At 65.7% G+C, this 19093-nt stretch carries 10 protein-coding genes and 9 pseudogenes; 14 read left to right on the plus strand and 5 right to left on the minus strand.

Annotated elements, in window-relative coordinates; translation table 11 throughout:
- The first annotated feature begins 144 nt into the window (after positions 1-144).
- From ACSKB8_RS34230 to ACSKB8_RS34295, 14 genes and pseudogenes are all read left to right on the plus strand, one after another.
- Entirely contained in the window at positions 145-885 is a 741-nt protein-coding gene (locus ACSKB8_RS34230) for a FadR/GntR family transcriptional regulator (RefSeq protein WP_370985446.1), read from the plus strand.
- Positions 886-938: 53 nt separating this feature from the next.
- Positions 939-1837 (plus strand): annotated as a pseudogene (locus tag ACSKB8_RS34235) (NAD(P)-dependent oxidoreductase).
- A 10-nt stretch (positions 1838-1847) separates the two neighbouring features.
- On the plus strand, positions 1848-2531 hold the full coding sequence (locus tag ACSKB8_RS34240; protein WP_438108883.1) for an amino acid ABC transporter permease: 684 nt from the start codon (positions 1848-1850) through the stop codon (positions 2529-2531).
- A 7-nt stretch (positions 2532-2538) separates the two neighbouring features.
- Positions 2539-3207, plus strand: a complete 669-nt coding sequence (locus tag ACSKB8_RS34245) for an amino acid ABC transporter permease (protein ID WP_370985449.1) — start codon at positions 2539-2541, stop codon at positions 3205-3207.
- Between the two features lies 1 nt (position 3208).
- Complete coding sequence (locus ACSKB8_RS34250; RefSeq protein WP_438108884.1) at positions 3209-3967, plus strand: amino acid ABC transporter ATP-binding protein; 759 nt, start codon at positions 3209-3211, stop codon at positions 3965-3967.
- A 19-nt stretch (positions 3968-3986) separates the two neighbouring features.
- Positions 3987-4783 (plus strand): annotated as a pseudogene (locus ACSKB8_RS34255) (transporter substrate-binding domain-containing protein).
- Positions 4784-4851: 68 nt separating this feature from the next.
- Positions 4852-5297: pseudogene (gene rpiB, locus ACSKB8_RS34260) on the plus strand (ribose 5-phosphate isomerase B).
- A 22-nt stretch (positions 5298-5319) separates the two neighbouring features.
- Positions 5320-6225 (plus strand): annotated as a pseudogene (locus ACSKB8_RS34265) (ribokinase); the annotation flags it as partial.
- Between the two features lie 57 nt (positions 6226-6282).
- Positions 6283-7010 (plus strand): annotated as a pseudogene (locus tag ACSKB8_RS34270) (sulfite exporter TauE/SafE family protein).
- A 19-nt stretch (positions 7011-7029) separates the two neighbouring features.
- A pseudogene (gene radA, locus ACSKB8_RS34275) lies at positions 7030-8473 on the plus strand (DNA repair protein RadA).
- A 167-nt stretch (positions 8474-8640) separates the two neighbouring features.
- Positions 8641-9270 (plus strand): CvpA family protein, encoded by a 630-nt coding sequence (locus ACSKB8_RS34280; RefSeq protein WP_091895012.1) that lies wholly within the window; start codon positions 8641-8643, stop codon positions 9268-9270.
- A 27-nt stretch (positions 9271-9297) separates the two neighbouring features.
- Positions 9298-10819 (plus strand): annotated as a pseudogene (purF, locus tag ACSKB8_RS34285) (amidophosphoribosyltransferase).
- A gap of 186 nt (positions 10820-11005) precedes the next feature.
- Positions 11006-11746, plus strand: a complete 741-nt coding sequence (locus ACSKB8_RS34290) for an SDR family NAD(P)-dependent oxidoreductase (protein WP_438108886.1) — start codon at positions 11006-11008, stop codon at positions 11744-11746.
- A gap of 287 nt (positions 11747-12033) precedes the next feature.
- Positions 12034-13261, plus strand: a pseudogene (locus ACSKB8_RS34295) (ABC transporter substrate-binding protein).
- A gap of 96 nt (positions 13262-13357) precedes the next feature.
- On the opposite strand, the gene ACSKB8_RS34300 reads toward ACSKB8_RS34295, so the two are convergent.
- The 5 genes and pseudogenes from ACSKB8_RS34300 to ACSKB8_RS34320 all read right to left on the minus strand — a co-directional run bounded on the left by ACSKB8_RS34300 (position 13358) and on the right by ACSKB8_RS34320 (position 19035).
- Positions 13358-14614, minus strand: a complete 1257-nt coding sequence (locus tag ACSKB8_RS34300; protein ID WP_438108887.1) for a TCR/Tet family MFS transporter — start codon at positions 14612-14614, stop codon at positions 13358-13360.
- On the minus strand, positions 14611-15993 hold the full coding sequence (gene der / locus ACSKB8_RS34305; RefSeq protein WP_438108889.1) for a ribosome biogenesis GTPase Der: 1383 nt from the start codon (positions 15991-15993) through the stop codon (positions 14611-14613). Before der ends, ACSKB8_RS34300 begins: the two co-directional genes overlap by 4 nt.
- 50 nt (positions 15994-16043) lie before the next feature.
- Entirely contained in the window at positions 16044-16592 is a 549-nt protein-coding gene (locus tag ACSKB8_RS34310) for a hypothetical protein (protein ID WP_438108891.1), read from the minus strand.
- A gap of 31 nt (positions 16593-16623) precedes the next feature.
- Positions 16624-17278, minus strand: a pseudogene (locus ACSKB8_RS34315) (tetratricopeptide repeat protein).
- 164 nt (positions 17279-17442) lie between these two features.
- Positions 17443-19035 (minus strand): class I adenylate-forming enzyme family protein, encoded by a 1593-nt coding sequence (locus tag ACSKB8_RS34320; RefSeq protein WP_438108893.1) that lies wholly within the window; start codon positions 19033-19035, stop codon positions 17443-17445.
- Positions 19036-19093: the final 58 nt, after the last annotated feature.

The following is a 19093-nucleotide window of genomic DNA, read 5'->3' on the forward strand; positions in this document are numbered from 1 at the left end:
CACCAGCGGGGCATGAATGTTGGCTCCGAAGCCCGCCGCCTCAAAGCCGGTCGCCGATTTCCACCCTCGATTAGTTAAGGCCTCTTGACCTCCGCGCCTTGGTTATCATACTGGTCTGACCAAGATCAGACCAAGAGGACTGGGATGGAACTCAAGCGGGCCACCGAGGGCGAAAAGGGGTTCGAGAAGGTGTTCGCCTTCTTGCGCGAACGCCTGCTTGCGGGCTCGCTCAAGCCCGGCGACCGCCTGATCTCCGAGCGCGAGCTGGCGACCTTGCTCGGTGTCAGCCGGCCGATCGTCCGCGAGGCGCTGCGCGCCCTCACCGTGCTCGGCATCGTCGAGATCCGCGACCGCATCGGCACCGTGGTGACGCGGCCAGACGTCTCCGTGCTGAATGACTTCTTCACCTTCGCGCTCGCCCAACAGGCGGACATGCTCGACGATGTCATGCAGGCCCGCGTCGCGATCGAATGCCAGGCGATCAGGCTCGCCTGCGAACGTGCCAACATCGCCGATTTCGAACGCCTGCAGCGCGCGCTGGCAAAAATCGGAGAAACGATCGACGAAGCCGATGCCGGCGGCATGGCCGACTTCGAATTCCATCGCGCCATCGTCGTGGCCTCGCATTCGGAGACGCTGACGGTTTTGCACAGTTCGATGGCGGGCCTGTTGACGCATTCGCATCGCAGCCGCCGCGAGCTGGTGCAGGCCTTCCCGTCGATGAAGACCTATCTGATCGACGATCACCGGCGCATCTTCGAAGCGGTCATTGCACGTGACCCGGAGCGCGCGGATGCGACGCTGCGCAAGCATTTTGCCATCGGCGACGAATACCGGCGGCGCGCCGTCGTCGGCGACATCGACAAGACCAGCGCCTCGGGCTGATCACGGACGGCGAGCCAACCAAGAAGCAATCGATCAAGAAACGGACTGACAATATGGGACGGAACGACAAGGGCAATGTCGGCTTCATCGGCATCGGCACGATGGGACGGGAGATGGTGCGCAACCTCCTGGTGGCCGGCCACGCGGTCCGCGTCTTCGATTTGAACGAAGCCGCGCTGGCGGACAGCGTCAAGGAAGGCGCGACCCGCGCCAAGGGCCCTGCCGATGCCGCGCAAGGCGCCGATATCGTCATCACCATGCTGCCCGACACCCCCCATGTCGAGGCGACCATTTACGGCGAGCACGGCCTGCTGAAATCCCCTCCTCCCGGCAAGCTGATCGTCGACATGAGCACGATCTCGCCGGTTGCCGTCCGCCGCATCCATGCCGACCTGCAAAGGGCCGGTGTCAGCTTCATCGACGCGCCGGTCTCGGGTGGGCCCGTGGGTGCCAAGAACGCTGCGCTCTCGATCATGGCCGGCGGCGATCCGGCCGCCTTCGCTCAGGCCGAGCCGTTCTTCCGCGCGATGGGCACGACCATCACGCATGTCGGCGCGTCCGGCGCCGGCCAGACCGTCAAGCTCTGCAATCAGCTGATCTGCGGCATCAACATCCAGGCGATCTGCGAGGCGCTCGCGCTTGGGCGGGCCTCGGGGTCGACCTCGACCTGCTACGCCGGGTGCTGCTCGGAGGCTCTGCGGCGTCCTGGATGCTGGACAAGCTCGGTCCCTCCATGATCGCAGGCGACGACGGCGCCGGCTTTCGCATCGATCTGATGCTGAAGGACCTCCGCCTGGTGCAGGAGCACGCGCAGGCGCTGAGCGTGCCGCTGCCCGGCACCGCGCTCGTCACCAGCCAGTACGTCGATGCGCGCGCCCATGGCGAAGGCAGCAACGGCAACCAGGCGCTGTTCCGCGTCTATGACCGCATGACCAACCAGGTCACCGGCTGAACCGACGACGATGAGCCTCCGACTCGACTTTCCCGCAGTGCTGGAGCGTTGGCCGAGCTTCCTGGCCGGCGCCGCGCTCACGTTGGAGTTGGCATTCTTCGCGACCGTGCTCGGCGCCCTGCTCGGCACCCTCGCGGCGGTCGGACGCGGCACGCACAACGCGCTGATCGCGGGCGCCTGCAAGGTCTATGTCGAAACCATCCGGAATACGCCGCTGCTGGTGCAGATCTTCCTGGTCTATTTCGGCCTCGCCAGCCTTGGCCTGAAATACTCCGCCTTCACCGTGGCCGTGGCCGCGCTGACGATCAATGTCGGCGCCTATACCGCCGAGATCATGCGCGCCGGCTTCGAGGCGATCCCGCGCGGACAGATCGAGGCCGCCGAGGGGCTGGCGCTGTCGCGCCTGCAGATCTACTGGCACATCATCCTGCTGCCGGCGATCGAAAAGGTCTATCCGGCGCTGACCAGCCAGTTCGTGCTGCTGATGCTGGCCTCCTCGGTCTGTTCGCAGATCTCGGCCGAGGAGCTCACCGCGGTCGCGAATTACATCCAGTCGGACACGTATCGCGCGTTCGAGACCTACATCATCGTCGCCGTGCTCTACGTCATCCTCTCGCTGGTGATGCGCGCGGGCTTCTGGGGCCTCGGCCTCGTGCTGTTTCCGCGCCGGCGCCGGCTCGGCACGCCGTTGTGAGATGACCATGGGCGGACATCTCAACATCAATCATCTGATGTTCCTCGGCCAGGGCGCGCTGTGGACAATCGGGCTGTCCATGATCGCGCTGATCGGCGGCGGCATCGTCGGCTTCGTCATTGCGCTGGCGCGCATATCGCCGCTCAAATCGGTGCGGATCGCCAGCACCATCTACGTTCAGCTTGTCCAGGGCACGCCGCTGCTCGTCATCCTGTTCCTCGGCTATTTCGGCCTCGCCGCCATCGGCCTCAAGGTCTCGCCGCTCGCCGCCGCCGGCGCTTCTCTCACGCTCTACGTCGCCGCCTATCTCGGCGAGATCTGGCGCGGCTGCATCCAGTCCGTACCGAAGCCGCAATGGGAGGCCGCCGAGGGCCTGGCGCTGAGCCGGACCCAGCGCATGATGAAAGTGATCCTGCCGCAGGCGATCCGTATCGCGACGCCGCCGACCGTCGGCTTCATGGTGCAGATCATCAAGAATACCTCGCTCGCCTCCGTCGTCGGTTTCGTCGAGCTGATGCGCTCGGGCCAGATCGTCAACAACTCGCTGTTCGAGCCGTTCGCCATCTACGCCATCATCGCCGTCACCTACTTCGCCATGTGCTATCCCCTGTCGCTGTTCAGCCAGAGGCTGGAACGGCGGATGGGGCGTGGCAGGTCCAACCTCGCGACAGCCTGACATGCATCAGAACGCCCTCTCCTCCGAACCGATCGTGTCGCTCCGCGACGTGCAGAAGAGCTTTGGTCCGCTCCGGGTGCTCGATGGCGTCTCCTTTGCCGTCGCGCGCGGCGAGGTGCTGGCGCTGATCGGCCGCTCCGGCTCCGGCAAGAGCACGGCACTGCGCTGCATCGATCGCTTCGAGAAGGTCGACGGCGGCGAGATCGTCGTCTGCGGGCATCGCGTCGACCGGCCCGATATCGATCTACGCGCGCTGCGCCAGGACGTCGGCATCGTGTTCCAGAGCTACAATCTGTTTCCGCACCTCACGATCGAGCAGAACATCACGCTCGCGCCGTGCGCGGTGAAGGGCATGCCAAGTTCGCACGCCAAGGAGCTCGCGCGAAAAGTGCTCGCGCAGGTCGGGCTCGAGGAGAAGCTGCACGCCTATCCCGAGCAGCTCTCGGGCGGACAGCAGCAGCGCGCCGCGATCGCCCGCTCCCTCGCCATGCAGCCCAAGGTCATGCTGTTCGACGAGGTCACCTCCGCGCTCGATCCCGAACTCACCGCCGAAGTGCTGAAGGTGATCGAGCAGCTGGCGGCTGACGGCATGACCATGGTGATGGTCACCCACGAGATGGGCTTTGCCAAGGGCATCGCTGACCGGATCGTGTTCATGCATCGCGGCAAGGTCCACGAGACCGGCCCCGCCTCGATCCTGACATCGCCGACGACGCCCGAACTCACGCAATTCGTGGGCACTGGAAACCTGAAATCATAACAGGAGAGGAGAACTAGGGATGACCAACAAGACCTTGCTGGGCACGGCCGCCGCGCTGTGCTGCCTCGTCATGATATCCGCGACGCCGGCATCGGCCGATTTGCTGGACGACATCACGAAGGCGAAGAAAATCCGCATCTCGACGGACCTCGCCATCCCGCCCTCGGGGATGATCGGATTCCAGCATGAAGCCGACCGGCTCCGACGTCGAAGTGGCCCAGCTGCTCGCCAAGGATTGGGGGCTCGAGCTGGAGTTCATCCAGACCACCGGCGCGACCCGTATCCCCAACGTCCTGACCGGCAAGGCCGACATCATCATCTCGACCCTGTCGGTGACGCCGGACCGCGCCAAGGTGATCGACTTCACCAAGCGCTACGCGACGCTGCAATCCGATGTCGGCTGCCTGAAGTCATCGACCGTCAAGGACTGGCCCGACGTGAAGGACAAGTCGATTGGCGTCTCACGCGGCACCACCCAGGACACCACCCTGTCCAACATGAAGGACAAGGACCTCAAGATCGCCCGTTACGACGACGATGCCACCATGGTGACGGCGGCCGTCTCCGGCCAGGTCGACTGCGTCGCCTCGTCCGCGACGATCATCAACCAGATCGGGGTGAAGAATCCCTCGCGCGTGTTCGAATCCGAGGATTCCGCTGGCGACCTTCGATCTCGCCATCGGCCTGAAGAAGGGCGAGCAGCGCCTGATGGACAAGCTCAACGCCTGGATCACCGAGAACGTCAAGAACGGCAAGCTCAACGCGATCTACAAGAAGTTCCACGGGGTCGAGCTGCCGCCCGAGATGCGCAGCTGAACCAAAACGGAAACCGTGACAGCCGCACGCGGCTGTCACGGTCAATGCAAGATCAAGAAGGACATTACATGCGTCTCGTCATCGGATCCGACCACGCCGGCTGGCCGCTCAAGCAGACCGTCATCGATCACATCCGCAAGCTCGGCCACGACATCATCGACGTCGGCTCCCATGACGACAAGCCGGTGGACTTCCCCGACATCGCGCGCGCGGTGGCGCAGAAGGTGACGTCGGGCGAAGCCGCGCGCGGCATCATGGTGTGCGGCACTGGCGTCGGCGCCTCGATCGCGGCCAACAAGATGAAGGGCATCCGCGCCGCGGTCTGCCACGACGTCCATTCCGCCCATCAGGCGTCGAGCATGACGACGTCAACGTCATGTGCATCGGCGCGCAAATCGTCGGCGCCTGGCTCGCCGTGGATCTGGTCTCGTCCTATCTCTCCGCCGAATTCTCCACCGACGAGGATTTTCGCCGCCGCGTCGACAAGCTGCGCGTCATGGACGAGCAAGGCTGACGGGCTGTCCATGATCCTGGTGTTCGGATCGCTCAACATCGATCTCGTCGCGGAGGTGCCCGTCATTCCGGGTCCTGGCCGGACTGTGCTGGCGCCGTCCTACCGGACCCATTTCGGCGGCAAGGGAGCCAATCAGGCCGTCGCCGCCGCGCGGATCGCCGGACCGGGACGCGTGCGCATGGCGGGCCGCGTCGGCCGGGATGGGTTTGGCGACAGCGCGATCGAGAATCTCAGGGCCAATGGCGTCGACGCCGATCTCATCTCCAGGGCCCATGAACCGACCGGCTGTGCGTTCATCACGGTCGATCAGGCCGGCGAGAACGCGATCACGGTGGCAAGCGGCGCCAATATCACTGCGAGTGCCAGTGATATTCCTGCCGAACTGTTTAATTGCGACACGGTGCTGGTGCTTCAAATGGAGGTGCCCTTTGCACAAGCGCTGGAGGCTGCGCGCAAAACCAAATCGGCTCCCGGCACCGTGATCTGGAATCTCGCACCGGTCCCGGAGAAGATGACCGGTGAGATGGTGACAGAGCTTCTCGCTGTGACCGACTATCTGCTCGTCAACGAACACGAGGCAATGGATGCCGCAGCGGCCATCGGCCTTGCGGCGGCCAGCTACGAAACGGCTGCTATGCACCTCGCCAAGGCCGGCAACCTCACCTGCATCGTGACCGCAGGTGCGCAGGGCGCGCTGGCAATAACCACCGACGGCGCCCCGCTGCACGCCGCCACGCCGCGCATCACCCCGGTCGACACGACCGGCGCCGGCGACACCTTCGTCGGCACGTTCGCAGCGATGGTCAGCGAGGGCGTGCCGCTGCAACGCGCGCTCGAGGTGAGCTGCGAAGCGGCCGCGTTGAAGTGCCTCAAGGCCGGCGCACAGACCGGCATGCCGATGCGCAGCGCATTGGGTTCCCTCGCTTAGAACGGATCGCCCGCATCGCTGACCACGGCTAAACTCTCCCGATTCGCGGAGATCGTCTTGGCCTTTCTCTTCGTCCTCAGCGTCGGCCTCGTCGCCGGCACCATTTCCGGCATCGTCGGCACGGGCTCGTCGATCATGCTGATGCCGGTGCTGGTCTATGCCTATGGGCCGAAGGAAGCCGTGCCGATCATGGCGGTGGCCTCCGTGATGGCGAACTTTCGCGCATCCTGGCGTGGTGGCGCGAGGTCGACTGGCGGGCTTGCGCAGCCTATTCGGTGACGGGCATTCCGGCCGCAGCGCTCGGCGCGCGGACGCTGCTGGCGCTGCCCTCGCATGCCGTCGATCTCACCATCGGCATCTTCCTGATCGCGATGGTGCCGGTGCGGCATTGGCTAGCGCGGCACGACCTCAAGGCCAATCTCTCGGCACCTCGCCATCAGCGGCGCAATCATCGGCTATCTCACCGGCATCGTGGTTTCGACCGGCCCGCTCAGCGTGCCGCTGTTCCTGTTCTACGGGCTCAGCAAGGGCGCATTCCTCGCCACTGAAGCGGCCTCCTCGCTCGGGCTCTATTCGCGAAATCCGTGACGTTCGAGCGCTTCGGCGCGCTGACCGGCGAGGTCTTCGTCAAGGGCCTGATCGCGGGCGGCTCGCTGATGTCGGGCGCTTTCATCGCGAAGCGCTTCGTGCTGCACCTGAAGCCGGAGATGTTTCGCCTGCTGATGGACGCGATCATGGTCGCGGCCGGGCTCTCCATGCTATGGAACGCGACGCAATCTCCTTGAGCACGAACTCGCTATCCCCATGGCCAAATCCAGTCTTTCCTTCGTCTGCCAGAACTGCGGCGCGGCCTATAACCGCTGGCAGGGCAAGTGCGAGTCGTGCGGCGAGTGGAACACGCTGGCCGAGGAGGACACCAGCGGCAGCGTGCCGGTGTCGATCCGCTCCAAGCGCAAGGGGCGCACCTTGCGCTGGAGAGCCTCGCCGGGAAGAGCCCGGATGCGCCGCGCCTCTCGTCAGGGATGACCGAGTTCGACCGCGTCACCGGCGGCGGTTTTGTCCGCGGCTCGGTGCTGCTGGTCGGCGGCGATCCCGGCATCGGCAAATCGACGCTGCTGACGCAGGCGACCAGCCTGCTGGCGCGCGCCGGTCACCGCGTCGTCTACATCTCCGGCGAAGAGGCGGTCGCGCAGGTGCGCCTGCGCGCCGAGCGGCTCGGCCTGTCGGATGCGCCGGTGCAGCTCGCCGCCGAGACCTCGGTCGAGGACATCGTCTCGACGCTGTCGGAGGGCGCGGTGCCGCGGCTGATCGTGATCGACTCGATCCAGACCATGTGGACCGATACGGTGGAATCCGCACCCGGCACCGTGACCCAGGTCCGCGCCTCGGCACAGGCGCTGATCCGTTTCGCCAAGAAGACCGGCGCCGCCATCATCCTGGTCGGCCACGTCACCAAGGACGGCCAGATCGCCGGCCCCCGCGTGGTCGAGCACATGGTCGATGCCGTGATGTCGTTCGAGGGCGAAGGCTCGCAGCAATTCCGCATCCTGCGCGCCGTGAAGAACCGGTTCGGGCCGACCGACGAGATCGGCGTGTTCGAGATGACGGGCCTCGGCCTGCGCGAGGTCACCAACCCCTCCGAGCTGTTCCTGTCCGAGCGCGATCTCGGCACGCCCGGCACCGCCGTCTTCGCGGGGATCGAGGGCACAAGGCCTGTCCTGGTCGAATTGCAGGCGCTGGTGGCCCCGACCTCGCTCGGCACCCCGCGCCGGGCCGTGGTCGGCTGGGACCCGAGCCGGCTCTCGATGGTGCTGGCGGTGCTGGAAGCCCATTGCGGGGTCAAGCTGTCCGGGCACGACGTCTATCTGAACGTCGCGGGCGGCCTGCGCATCAACGAGCCGGCGGCGGATCTCGCCGCGGCCGCGGCGCTGGTATCATCCCTGGTTAATGCGCAGTTACCGACCGATGCCGTCTATTTCGGCGAGATCTCGCTCTCCGGCGTGGTCCGCCCGGTGGCGCAGACCCCGGCCCGGCTGAAGGAAGCGGCAAAACTCGGCTTCCAGCGCGCCGTGCTGCCGAATCGGCCCGCGGCGAGACCGGTGGAGACGCCGGACTGTCGCTGAACGCGGTCAACAGCCTGACGACACTGGTCGCCGAAATCGCCGCCCGCGGCTCGCGCCGGGGCGAATCGAACGGGCAGGCAGAGAAAAATGCCACACCAGCAAGATTCCGCCGCGGAGATGGTTAGCCGGAGGTGACGTCGGAGGCCCCCGCCGCTATACAGCCGTCACAAAAGCAGCACGGGATTGCGTGGTTGCGGCCTTGCCGGGAACGCCGTCTGCCCCTCTTCTAGGGCAGCGGCCGAACACCGATTCGCTGAGCACCTTTGAGAGTACGAGCGGACCAGACCAGCCGATGCCAGTTACACTCCTCGACCTGATCCTGCTCGGTGTGATGCTGATCTCGGGCCTGCTCGCGATGGTCCGCGGCTTCATGCGCGAAATCCTGTCGATCGCCGCCTGGGGCGCAGCCGCGATCGTGACGCTGTATTCCTTCTCGAAGCTGCTGCCGACCGCCAAGGCCTATTTCAACAACGACACGGTCGCGAGCGTGGTCGTGGTCGCCGGCGTGTTCGTGGGCACCCTGATCGTGGTCTCCGTGATCACGGTGCGGATCTCCGACATGATCCTGGATTCGCGCATCGGCGCGCTGGACCGCACCCTCGGCTTCCTGTTTGGCCTTGCTCGCGGGCTTTTGATCGTCGTGGTCGCCTTCCTGTTCTTCACCTGGCTGGTTCCGGACAAGCAGCGTCCAGACTGGGTCACCGGGGCGAAATCCCGCGTGGTGCTCCAGGGAACCGGGGATTGGCTGATGGCCCTCTTGCCCGACGACCCCGAGAACACCATCTTGAAGAGATTCAAGAAAAACAAACCAGATGATGATCAAGCTGAATCCGAGCAGCAGCCTTCGGGCAGTGGCGACGGATACAGTAAACCCGCTCGTGACAGCCTGAAAAAGCTGATCGAGAAACCTGCAGCGCGTTGATTGGCCCTAGAGAAAGGCGCGGACGAGATGCGACACCCTGACCAGGACGCCCAGCTTGATCTCGATCCAACGGCCGGTTTGGGCCCGGCCGCTCTGGAGGTCCAGGACGATCTGGAGGGGATACGCTCCGCGAGGAATGCGGCGTCTTCGGCATCTATGGCCATCCAGATGCCGCCGCCATCACCGCGCTCGGTCTCCACGCCCTTCAGCACCGCGGCCAGGAAGCCGCCGGCATCGTCTCCTACGACGGCAACCGCTTTCACTCAGAACGCCGCCTCGGCCTCGTCGGCGACACCTTCTCCCGCCACGAGGTGATCGACCGCCTGCCCGGCAACATGGCGGTCGGCCATGTCCGCTACTCCACCACTGGCGCCACCATCCTGCGCAACGTGCAGCCGCTGTTCGCCGAGCTGAATGCCGGCGGCCTCGCGGTCGCCCATAACGGCAACCTCACCAATGGCCTGACGTTGCGCCGCGAGCTGGTGAAGAGCGGTGCAATGATGCAGTCGACCACCGACACCGAGGTGATCCTGCACCTGGTCGCGCGCTCCAAGCGCAGCCGCTTCATCGAGCGCTATGTCGACGCGCTGCGTGAGATCGAGGGCGCCTATGCGCTGGTCTCGCTGACCAACAAGAAGCTGGTCGGCGCGCGCGATCCGCGCGGCATCCGTCCGCTCGTGCTCGGCGAGCTCGACGGCTGCCCGATCCTGACCTCGGAGACCTGCGCCCTCGACATCATCGGCGCGCGCTTCGTGCGCGACATCGAGCCGGGCGAAGTCATCGTGTTCGACGAGAACGGCCAGGACATCCACAAGCCGTTCCCGCCGATGGCGCCGCGCCCCTGCATCTTCGAATACATCTACTTCTCCCGTCCGGATTCCGTCGTCCACGGCCGCTCGGTCTACGAGGTGCGCAAGAATTTCGGCGCGCAGCTCGCGCGCGAGAGCCACGTGCCGGTCGACGTCGTGGTGCCGGTGCCGGACTCCGGCGTGCCCGCCGCGGTCGGCTACAGCCAGTTCTCCGGCGTGCCGTTCGAGCTCGGCATCATCCGCAACCACTATGTCGGCCGCACCTTCATCCAGCCGACGCAGGCGATCCGCGAATCCGGCGTGCGCATGAAGCACTCGGCCAACCGCGCCGCGATCGAAGGCAAGCGCATCATCCTGATCGACAACTCGCTGGTGCGCGGCACCACCTCGAAGAAGATCGTGCGCATGATGCGCGATGCGGGTGCAACCGAAGTGCACTTCCGCCTCGCCTCGCCCCGATCCTCTATCCCGACTATTACGGCATCGACCTGCCCGACCGCGGCGGCCTGCTCGCCGCGACGCATTCGCTGGAGGAGATGCGCGAGATCATCGGCGCCGACTCGCTCGCGTTCCTGTCGATCGACGGCATGTACCGCGCCATGGGCGAGCCCGGCCGCGATCCCGCCAATCCGAAATTCTCGGATCACTGCTTCACCGGGGCCTATCCGACCCACCTCACCGACCAGAGCCAGACCGAGCCGCAGCCGCGGCAATTGTCGCTGCTGGCGGAGGCGAGCTGATCCTGTCGTCCTGGCCTGGTGCGCAGTTGCGCATGGGAGCCAGGACCCATAACCACGGATCTGCGTTGTTCGAAGAGGATGGCCGTGGCCATCTTCATCCAATCATCGCCGTCACGGCGTATGGGTCCCGGCTCCCGTGCGCAATTGCGCGGCTAGGCCGCGACGACGCTGGATAGAGCTGCTTTAATGACAAAACCCCTGGCCAACCGCATCGCTCTCGTCACCGGCGCCTCGCGCGGCATCGGCTATGCCACGGCACGCGCGCTGGCCAAGGCCGGCGCGCATATCGTTGCGGTGGCGCGCACGCAGGGCGGGCTGGAAGAGCTCGACGACGAGATCCGGAAAGACGGCGGCAGCGCCACCCTGGTGCCGCTCAACCTCACCGATTCCGACGGCATCGCGCGGCTGGGCGCCGGCCTGCACGAGCGCTACGGCAAGCTCGACATTCTCATCGGCAATGCGGGCGTGCTCGGCCCGTCCTCGCCGATCGGCCATATCGAGCTGAAGGCCTTCAACGACGTGATGGCCTTGAACGTCTCCGCGAACTTCCAGCTGATCCGCTGCATGGAGCCACTGCTGAAGCAGTCCGATGCCGGCCGTGCCGTGTTCATCACTTCGGGTGCCGCCAACAAGGCCACCGCCTATGTCAGCCCCTACGCGGCGTCCAAGGCCGCGCTGGAAACGCTGGCCCGCGCCTGGGCGCAGGAGACCGCGAACACGAAGCTGCGCGTCAATCTGTTCAATCCCGGCCCGATCCGCACCCGGATGCGCGCCACCCTGATGCCGGGCGAGGATCCAGCGACGCTCGACACGCCCGAGCAGGTCGCCGAATTCATCGTGCCGATGTGCGCGCCCGAATGGACCGAGACCGGCAAGTTCTACGATTACAAGACGCGCAGCCTGATGAGCTTCCGCGCGCCGGCTTGATTGACTCGGACCGACAACGCAATCTTGACGTTCACGCAAAACGGCAAGTTCGTGGCCCGGATCGGCAAGATCGAAAGCGCATCCAGAAATTCAAGCTGACATCGGACGCGCTCAAATAGCGTCTCAACGCATTTTTCCCAAAAGTTAACCGATGGATGACGCTACGACGCATCGTCATCCGGCTTTAGGCGCATTGCCGCCGGCCGTGGGACAGGCTAGAGCCATCAGCCGGAAGCAAGGCTCCGCAAGAGAGCCGTCCGCATATTTGACAATGGAGGAAACCTTTTATGACCACGACATTCGCACGCCGCTCCGCGGCCCTTCTGGCCTGTGCCGCTTTCGGTTTTGCCACATCCGCCTACGCGCAGGACAAGACCGTCAAGATCGGCGTGCTCAACGACATGTCGAGCCTCTATGCCGACATCGGCGGCCCGAACTCGGTCGCCGCGGTGAAGATGGCAGTCGAGGATTCCGGATTGAAGGCCAAGGGCTGGACCATCGAGGTCCTCTCCGGTGACCACCAGAACAAGCCCGACATCGGCGTCAACATTGCCCGGCAATGGATCGACGCCGACAAGGTCGACGCCATCGCGGATACTCCGAGCTCAGGCGTGGCACTCGCAGTGAGCAACCTCGTCAGGGAAAAGAACTCGGTGCTGCTCAATTCGGGCGCTGCCACCGCCGATCTCACCGGCAAGGCCTGCACGCCCAACACCGTCTCCTTCACCTACGACACCTACATGCTCGCCAACGGCACCGGCAAGGCGCTGACCAAGGCGGGCGGCGACAGCTGGTTCTTCCTGACCGCGGACTATGCCTTCGGCCACGCGCTGGAGCGCGATACCAGCGCCGTGGTCACGGCCACCGGCGGCAAGGTGCTCGGTGGCGTCAAGCACCCGCTCAACACGGCCGACTTCTCCTCGTTCCTGCTCCAGGCGCAGTCCTCCAAGGCCAAGATCATCGGCCTTGCCAATGCCGGCGGTGACACCACGAACGCGATCAAGCAGGCCGCCGAGTTCGGCATCGTCTCCGGCGGCCAGAAGCTCGCGGCGCTGCTGCTGTTCATCAACGACGTGCACTCGCTCGGCCTGAAGACCGCGCAGGGCCTGACCTTCACCGAGTTCCTTCTATTGGGATCTCAACGACAAGACGCGCGAATGGTCGAAGCGCTTCCAGAAGGTCTCGCCGAAGGGATCGATGCCCTCGATGACGGTCGCGGGCCTCTATGCCGAGATCCTGCATTACCTGAAGGCGATGGACGCGCTCGGCGGCAATCCACATGACGGCGCCAAGGTCGTTGCCAAGATGAAGGAGCTGCCGACCGACGACCCGCTGTTCGGCAAGGGCCCACTGCGCGCCGATGGCCGCCGCCTCATCCCGGCCTATCTGTTCGAGGTGAAGAAGCCGGAAGAGTCGAAGGGACCGTGGGACTATCACAAGCTGGTCGCCACCATCGCACCGGAAGACGCGGCCAAGCCGCTCAAGGACAGCGATTGCCCGCTGGTGAAGAAGTAAGCGAGATCCCGTAGGGTGGGCAAAGGCGCCTAAGCGCCGTGCCCACCATCTCTCCGCGACATTGAGATGCGGTGGGCACGCTCCGCTTTGCCCACCCTACGAGACCATCTTCGCCGCCGCCAGCGACCGCATCGCGATCGCCACGCACACCACCATCAGCACCGCCGCAAGCAGGAACGGCGCGCCGGGCAGATGCAGCGGGGCGCTGGCGCCGATGAAATAGGAAAAGGTCAGCGTGAACAGGAACGGGCCGACGAGCTGCGACACGCTCTGCACGCTTGCGGTCGCGCCCTGCAACTGGCCCTGCTGATCGGGTGCGACCAGCCGCGTCATCAGCGATTGCGAGGCGGCACCGGAGATGCCCCATAGCGACAAAATGGGAATGCCGAGCCAGGATAGCGGACCGGTCGGCGCAGCGCCCAAGACCACGAAGCCGATCGCGCCACAGCACAAGCCCAGCAGCAGCGCGTTCCGCTCGCCGAGCGCGCGCACGATCGGGCCGATGGCGAGCCCTTGCACCACCATGGCGCAGATGCCGACCATGGCGAGGGTCAGGCCCACGGTCTTGGAATCCCAACCGTAGCGATAGGTCGCATAGAGCACGAAGGTCGATGGCAGCACGACATGCGCGACCTGCGCGATGAAATTGACCACCGACAAGGCGGCCAGCACCTCATTGGACCGCAGCAGGCGCAGCGCGCCGATCGGATTGGCACTTCTCCAGCGGAACGGCGCGCGCTTGTCGGGCGAAAGCGATTCCGGCAGGACGAAGAGCCCATAGAGCGCATTGGCCAAGCTTAGGGCGGCCGAGGCCCAGAACGGCAGGCGCGGATCGATGTCGCCGAGCAGGCCGCCCAGCGCCGGGCCCAGGATGAAGCCGGCACCGAAGGCCGCACCAATCCTGCCGAAGATTGCCGCACGCCGTTCCGGCGGCGTGACATCCGAGATATAGGCGAACGCGGTCGAGATGCTCGCCGAGGTGATGCCGGAGATCACGCGGCCGATGAACAGCCACACCAGCGACGGCGCCAGCGCCATCAGCACGTAGTCAGCCGCGAGCCCGAAATTCGACAGCAGCACCACCGGCCTGCGCCCGAAACGATCCGACAGCGCGCCGAGCAGCGGCGAGAACACGAACTGCATCAGCGCCCAGGCGGTGCCGAACAGGCCGAAGATGCGGGCCGCGTGCGCGGTGTCGTTATCGACGAAGCTCTCGATCAGCTTCGGCAGGATCGGCATGATCACGCCGAGCGCGAGCATGTCGAGCAGGATGGTGACGAAGATGAAGGCGACCGCGCCGCGCCGGACCGGCGCCGCGCCTTGCGCCATCGCCTCGCCGGCCCCGTCGCTCACGACGGCCGCTTGCGCTTGTGCGCGAAGGGATTGGCCTTTTCGCGCAAGGTGATGCGCACCGGCGTACCCGGCAGCTCGAAAGTCTCGCGCATGGAATTGGTCAGGTAGCGCAGATAGGACTGCGGCACCGCATCGGCACGCGAGCAGAACAGCACGAAGCTCGGCGGGCGCGCCTTGTTCTGGGTGATGTAGTTCAGCTTCAGCCTGCGGCCGGACACCGCGGGCGGCGGATTGGCCTGGATCGCCTGCTCGAACCAGCGATTGAGCGCCGACGTCGGCACGCGCCGGTTCCAGATCGCGTAGGCATCCTGGATCGCCTGCATCAGGCGGTCGATGCCCTCGCCCATCAGGCCGGAGACGGCGACGATTGGCACGCCCTTGAGCTGTGGCAGCCAATGGTCGGCATCGCGGCGCAGGCTCGAGATCGCGCCACCGCCCTTGGTCTCCATCAGGTCCCATTTATTGACGGCGAGCACGACAGCCCGGCCCTCACGCTCGATCAGATCGGCGATGCGCAGATCCTGCTCCTCGAAGCGGTTCTGCGTATCCATCATCAGCACGACGACTTCGGCAAAGCGCACCGCACGCAGCGCGTCGGCGACCGAGAGCTTTTCCAGCTTCTCCTCGATGCGGGAGCGCCGGCGCAGACCTGCGGTGTCGAACACCCGGAAATCGCGGCCCTTCCAATTGATCTCGACCGCGATGGAATCCCGCGTGGTGCCGGCTTCCGGGCTCGTCAGCAGGCGCTCCTCGCCGAGCAGGTGGTTGATCAACGTCGACTTGCCGGCATTGGGCCGACCGACGATGGCGACCCGGATCGGGCGCGTCGCCGCCTCTTCCTCCGAGAGCGGCGCGTCGTCCTCAGCCTCGTCCTCGTCGACGGGCTCCGGCATCAGCTGGCTGAGCGCATCGTAAAGCTCGCCCATGCCCTCGCCATGCTCGGCCGAGATCTGGATGGGATCGCCGAGGCCGAGCGCAAAGGCCTCCATCGCACCGGCATCGCCATGCTTGCCTTCGCTCTTGTTGGCGACCAGCAGCACCGGCTTGTTGGCCTTGCGGGCGAAATCGGCGAAGGCGCGATCGGTGGGCGTGAGGCCGATGCGGGCATCGATGACGAAGAACAGCGCGTCGGCCTGCGCAATCGCGGTCTCGGTCTGCTCCTGCATGCGCGCGGTCAGCGAGCCCTTGGCACCCTCGTCGAGGCCGGCGGTGTCGATGATGATGAACTGGAGGTCGCCGAGCTTGGCCTCACCCTCGCGGCGGTCGCGGGTGACACCCGGCAGGTCATCGACGAGCGCGAGCTTCTGTCCGACCAGGCGGTTGAACAGCGTCGATTTGCCGACATTGGGCCGGCCGATGATGGCGATCGTGAAGGACATCGGTCATTCGTGCGCTGCCGGGGCTGCGCCTGTCAATGCAATGAAGAATATCAGCGCGAGAAGCTGCCGCTCGGCAGCGGCGCCGGGAAAGCGCCTTGCGATTGCTGCTGCGTGGTCTGGGTCGGTTGCGCCTGCTGGACAGGCTGATCCGGCGGCGGCGCGGTGGTGCGCTTGCGGACAATCTTGTGCTTGGGCGGCGGAGCGGCCGTGGGTGGCGCAGCCTCCGGCTGGGCCTCGCCATCGACCTCGCCGGCTGCGGGCGCGGCCGCCGTGGCGGCTGGCTGTCGGGACTTCGTCGCCTTGGCCCCCTTCGCAGGCTTGGCCGGCTCGGGCGGTGGCTCTGCAGGCAGAGCCGCGACGGCAGGTGCGTTCGGGTCCGGCTGCTGCTGCGCGCCCTTGTACATCTCCTTCGGCACGCCCTGCTCGAGGCCCGGCACGCCCTCCGGGAACACCGGCTTGCGGTCACCCGGCAGCTTCTTCTTGGTGTCGAGGAAGTCGAGCATGTCGCTCGGATCGAATCCGCCGCTGGAGCAGCCGCCCAACAGGCCCGTGAAGGCGATCAGGACGGTGGCTGCGATCAAACGTGGCGTGCGGCGCATCTTGTGTCTCGTTTGCGTCAGAGGGCCGTCGTCAGCTTTTGGCGACGGGCGGCAGCAGAGCCTGCAGCGCCTCGGCGCGCGAGCGCAGGCTGGGCGGCGTTTCACCGTCTTCGGTAATCGCGTCGAGCCATTTGCGGGCCGCGGTCATGTCGTTGTTGCGCCATGCCGACAGCGCCAGCATCTCGCGGGCGCTGTGGCGGAACGTCGATTTCGGCGCGGCGGAGGCTTCCAGCCGCTGCTGCATGTCGGCATAGCTGGCGCTGTCGAGCAGCAAGCCGGCGGCCCGGATCTTGGCCAGATCCTGCCACTCGCCACCCACGCTGCGATCGGCGGCAATGTCGTCGTACATCTTCGCGGCGGCCTTGGGATCGCGGCTGGCGGCCTCGCCCGCAGCGCGCAACCGCGCCAGGGTGCGATAGCCGGACGGGGCCTTGGCGGCGAGCTCGGTGAAGGCCTTCTCGGCGTCCGCGTGCTTGTCCTGCTCGGACAGCTCGACGGCCTTCTCGAAGGCCGCGCCGGCCTCGGCGGCCTTCTTCGAACTCGAGATATTGGTAGCCGCGCCAGCCGCCGACGGCGGCCACGATCAGCACCATCAGGGCGATGAAGTAGATCGAATACTTGTCCCACAGCTTCTTGAGCTGTTCGCGACGTACTTCCTCGTCGACTTCGTCAAATAATTCAGACACTTAAGCTAATCCCATGCCCGTCCGGGTGCGCGCGCCAAAGCGTTCGCGTCAGGAATCCCGTCCCTCGTGGCGGCGAGGTACCCTAACGATATGGCGGTGGCAAGGCAAAGCGAGCCCGATCAAGGCGTTAACCACCCGGGAGAGCCCGGAGCCGCCTGCCCGGCTCAGCTTCCGAGCAGCTCCCGCAACTGCCGCTTCAGCACCTTGCCATTGGCGTTCCGCGGCAATGGCTCGGCGGTGATCGCCATGGTTTCGGGGACCTTGTAGTCGGACAGCCGCTCCGCGCACCAGGCCCGCAGGGCCTCGCTGGCGACCGGGCTGCGCGTCACCACCACGGCGTAGACGCGCTCGCCCAGGACCGGGCAGGCCTTGGCAATGATCGCGCTCTCGATCACGGCGGGATGGCCGGCCAGCACGGATTCGACCTCGGCCGAATAGATCTTCAGCCCGCCGCGATTGATCATGTCCTTCTGCCGGTCGAACACCCGGACAAATCCCTTGGCGTCGACCGAGCCGAGGTCGCCGGAGTGCCAGAAGCCGCCAGTGAAGCTCTCGGCCGTGGCCTTCGGGTTGTTCCAATAGCCCTTGATCACGGAAGCGCCTTGGATCCAGAGCTCGCCGATCTCGCCATGCGGCAGCTCGCGCCCATTCGTTCCCATCGCGACGATGCGCGCGCCCGGGCACGGCAGGCCGACGCTGTCGATATGGCTCTCCGTCAGCTCGCCCGGCATGATGGTCGAGGGCGACGTTGTCTCGGTCGCGCCATAGCAGTTCATCAGCTTCAGGCCGGGGATCTTCGCCTTGAGCTTCTCGATGGTCGCGACCGGCATCGGCGCGCCGCCAAAGCCGCCGATGCGCCAGCTCGACAGATCGTAGCCGTCGAAATCGGGCTGCAGCAGGCAGAGATTGTACATCGCCGGCACCATCACGGTGTAGGTGACGCGCTCGCGCGCGGCGAGCTTGAGATAATCGGCCGCCTTGAACTCCGGCATGATGATCAGCGCACCGGCGCAGCGGATCATGGTCGTGATGTTGGCGACGATGCCGGTGACATGGCCGAGCGGCACCGCGGCGATCGAGCGGTCTCTCTCCGTCAATTGCAGGCAGGACACGAACACCATCGAAGAATGGATGATGTTGCAATGGGCCAGCATTGCGCCCTTCGGCTTGCCCGTCGTGCCCGAGGTGTAGAGGATCATCGCGGTGTCCTCCTCATTGACCTCGACCGGCGCAGGCGCCGGCGTGTTGTCGGCGAGAGCGGAGAAGCGCGACCGGGCCGGATCGTCGTCGATGGCGATGCGGTGGATCACAGCGGGCACATCGCCCGGATCGGGCAGTCGCTCGGCGAGCGCGGCCTCATGGATCAGGATCTTGGCGCCGCAATCCGTGAGCACATAGGCGATCTCCGGCTTCTGCTGGCGCGTGCTGAGCAGCACTGTGACCAGCCCCTCATGTGCGGCGGCGAACAGCAGCAGCGGAAACTCGATGCGATTGCCAAGCAGGATGGCGATGCGGTCGCCGCGTTGCAGGCCGAGCTTGCGAAGACCGGTCGCAATCCGCGCGGCCTGCTCGATGGCTTCTCGCCAGCTGAGGCGGACGCCGCCGCAAATCAGCGCCTCACCATCGCCATTGCGCGCGCAGGCTTCCGCAATCATTGCCCATAGGCTCGACGGCCGATCGCAAAATGCCGGCACCACTCGATCGCCAAAGCGCGCCTCGAACCGCATCGGCGGGATCTGAGATTGCGACCAGTCCATCGAAGGGTCCTCGGCTTGTTGCTCTTGTTATCTTCCGCGCATGGACACCGGGTGTCGT

The sequence above is a fragment of the Bradyrhizobium sp. BR 1432 genome (assembly GCF_051547705.1).
Lineage (GTDB): Bacteria > Pseudomonadota > Alphaproteobacteria > Rhizobiales > Xanthobacteraceae > Bradyrhizobium > Bradyrhizobium zhanjiangense.

Bases quoted from the DNA above. Each gene is read 5' to 3' on its own strand.
- ACSKB8_RS34230 (WP_370985446.1), top strand. From the start codon at position 145: ATGGAACTCAAGCGGGCCACCGAGGGCGAAAAGGGGTTCGAGAAGGTG.
- ACSKB8_RS34240 (WP_438108883.1), top strand. From the start codon at position 1,848: ATGAGCCTCCGACTCGACTTTCCCGCAGTGCTGGAGCGTTGGCCGAGC.
- ACSKB8_RS34245 (WP_370985449.1), top strand. From the start codon at position 2,539: ATGGGCGGACATCTCAACATCAATCATCTGATGTTCCTCGGCCAGGGC.
- ACSKB8_RS34250 (WP_438108884.1), top strand. From the start codon at position 3,209: ATGCATCAGAACGCCCTCTCCTCCGAACCGATCGTGTCGCTCCGCGAC.
- ACSKB8_RS34280 (WP_091895012.1), top strand. From the start codon at position 8,641: ATGCCAGTTACACTCCTCGACCTGATCCTGCTCGGTGTGATGCTGATC.
- ACSKB8_RS34290 (WP_438108886.1), top strand. From the start codon at position 11,006: ATGACAAAACCCCTGGCCAACCGCATCGCTCTCGTCACCGGCGCCTCG.
- der (WP_438108889.1), bottom strand. From the start codon at position 15,993: ATGTCCTTCACGATCGCCATCATCGGCCGGCCCAATGTCGGCAAATCG.
- ACSKB8_RS34310 (WP_438108891.1), bottom strand. From the start codon at position 16,592: ATGCGCCGCACGCCACGTTTGATCGCAGCCACCGTCCTGATCGCCTTC.
- ACSKB8_RS34320 (WP_438108893.1), bottom strand. From the start codon at position 19,035: ATGGACTGGTCGCAATCTCAGATCCCGCCGATGCGGTTCGAGGCGCGC.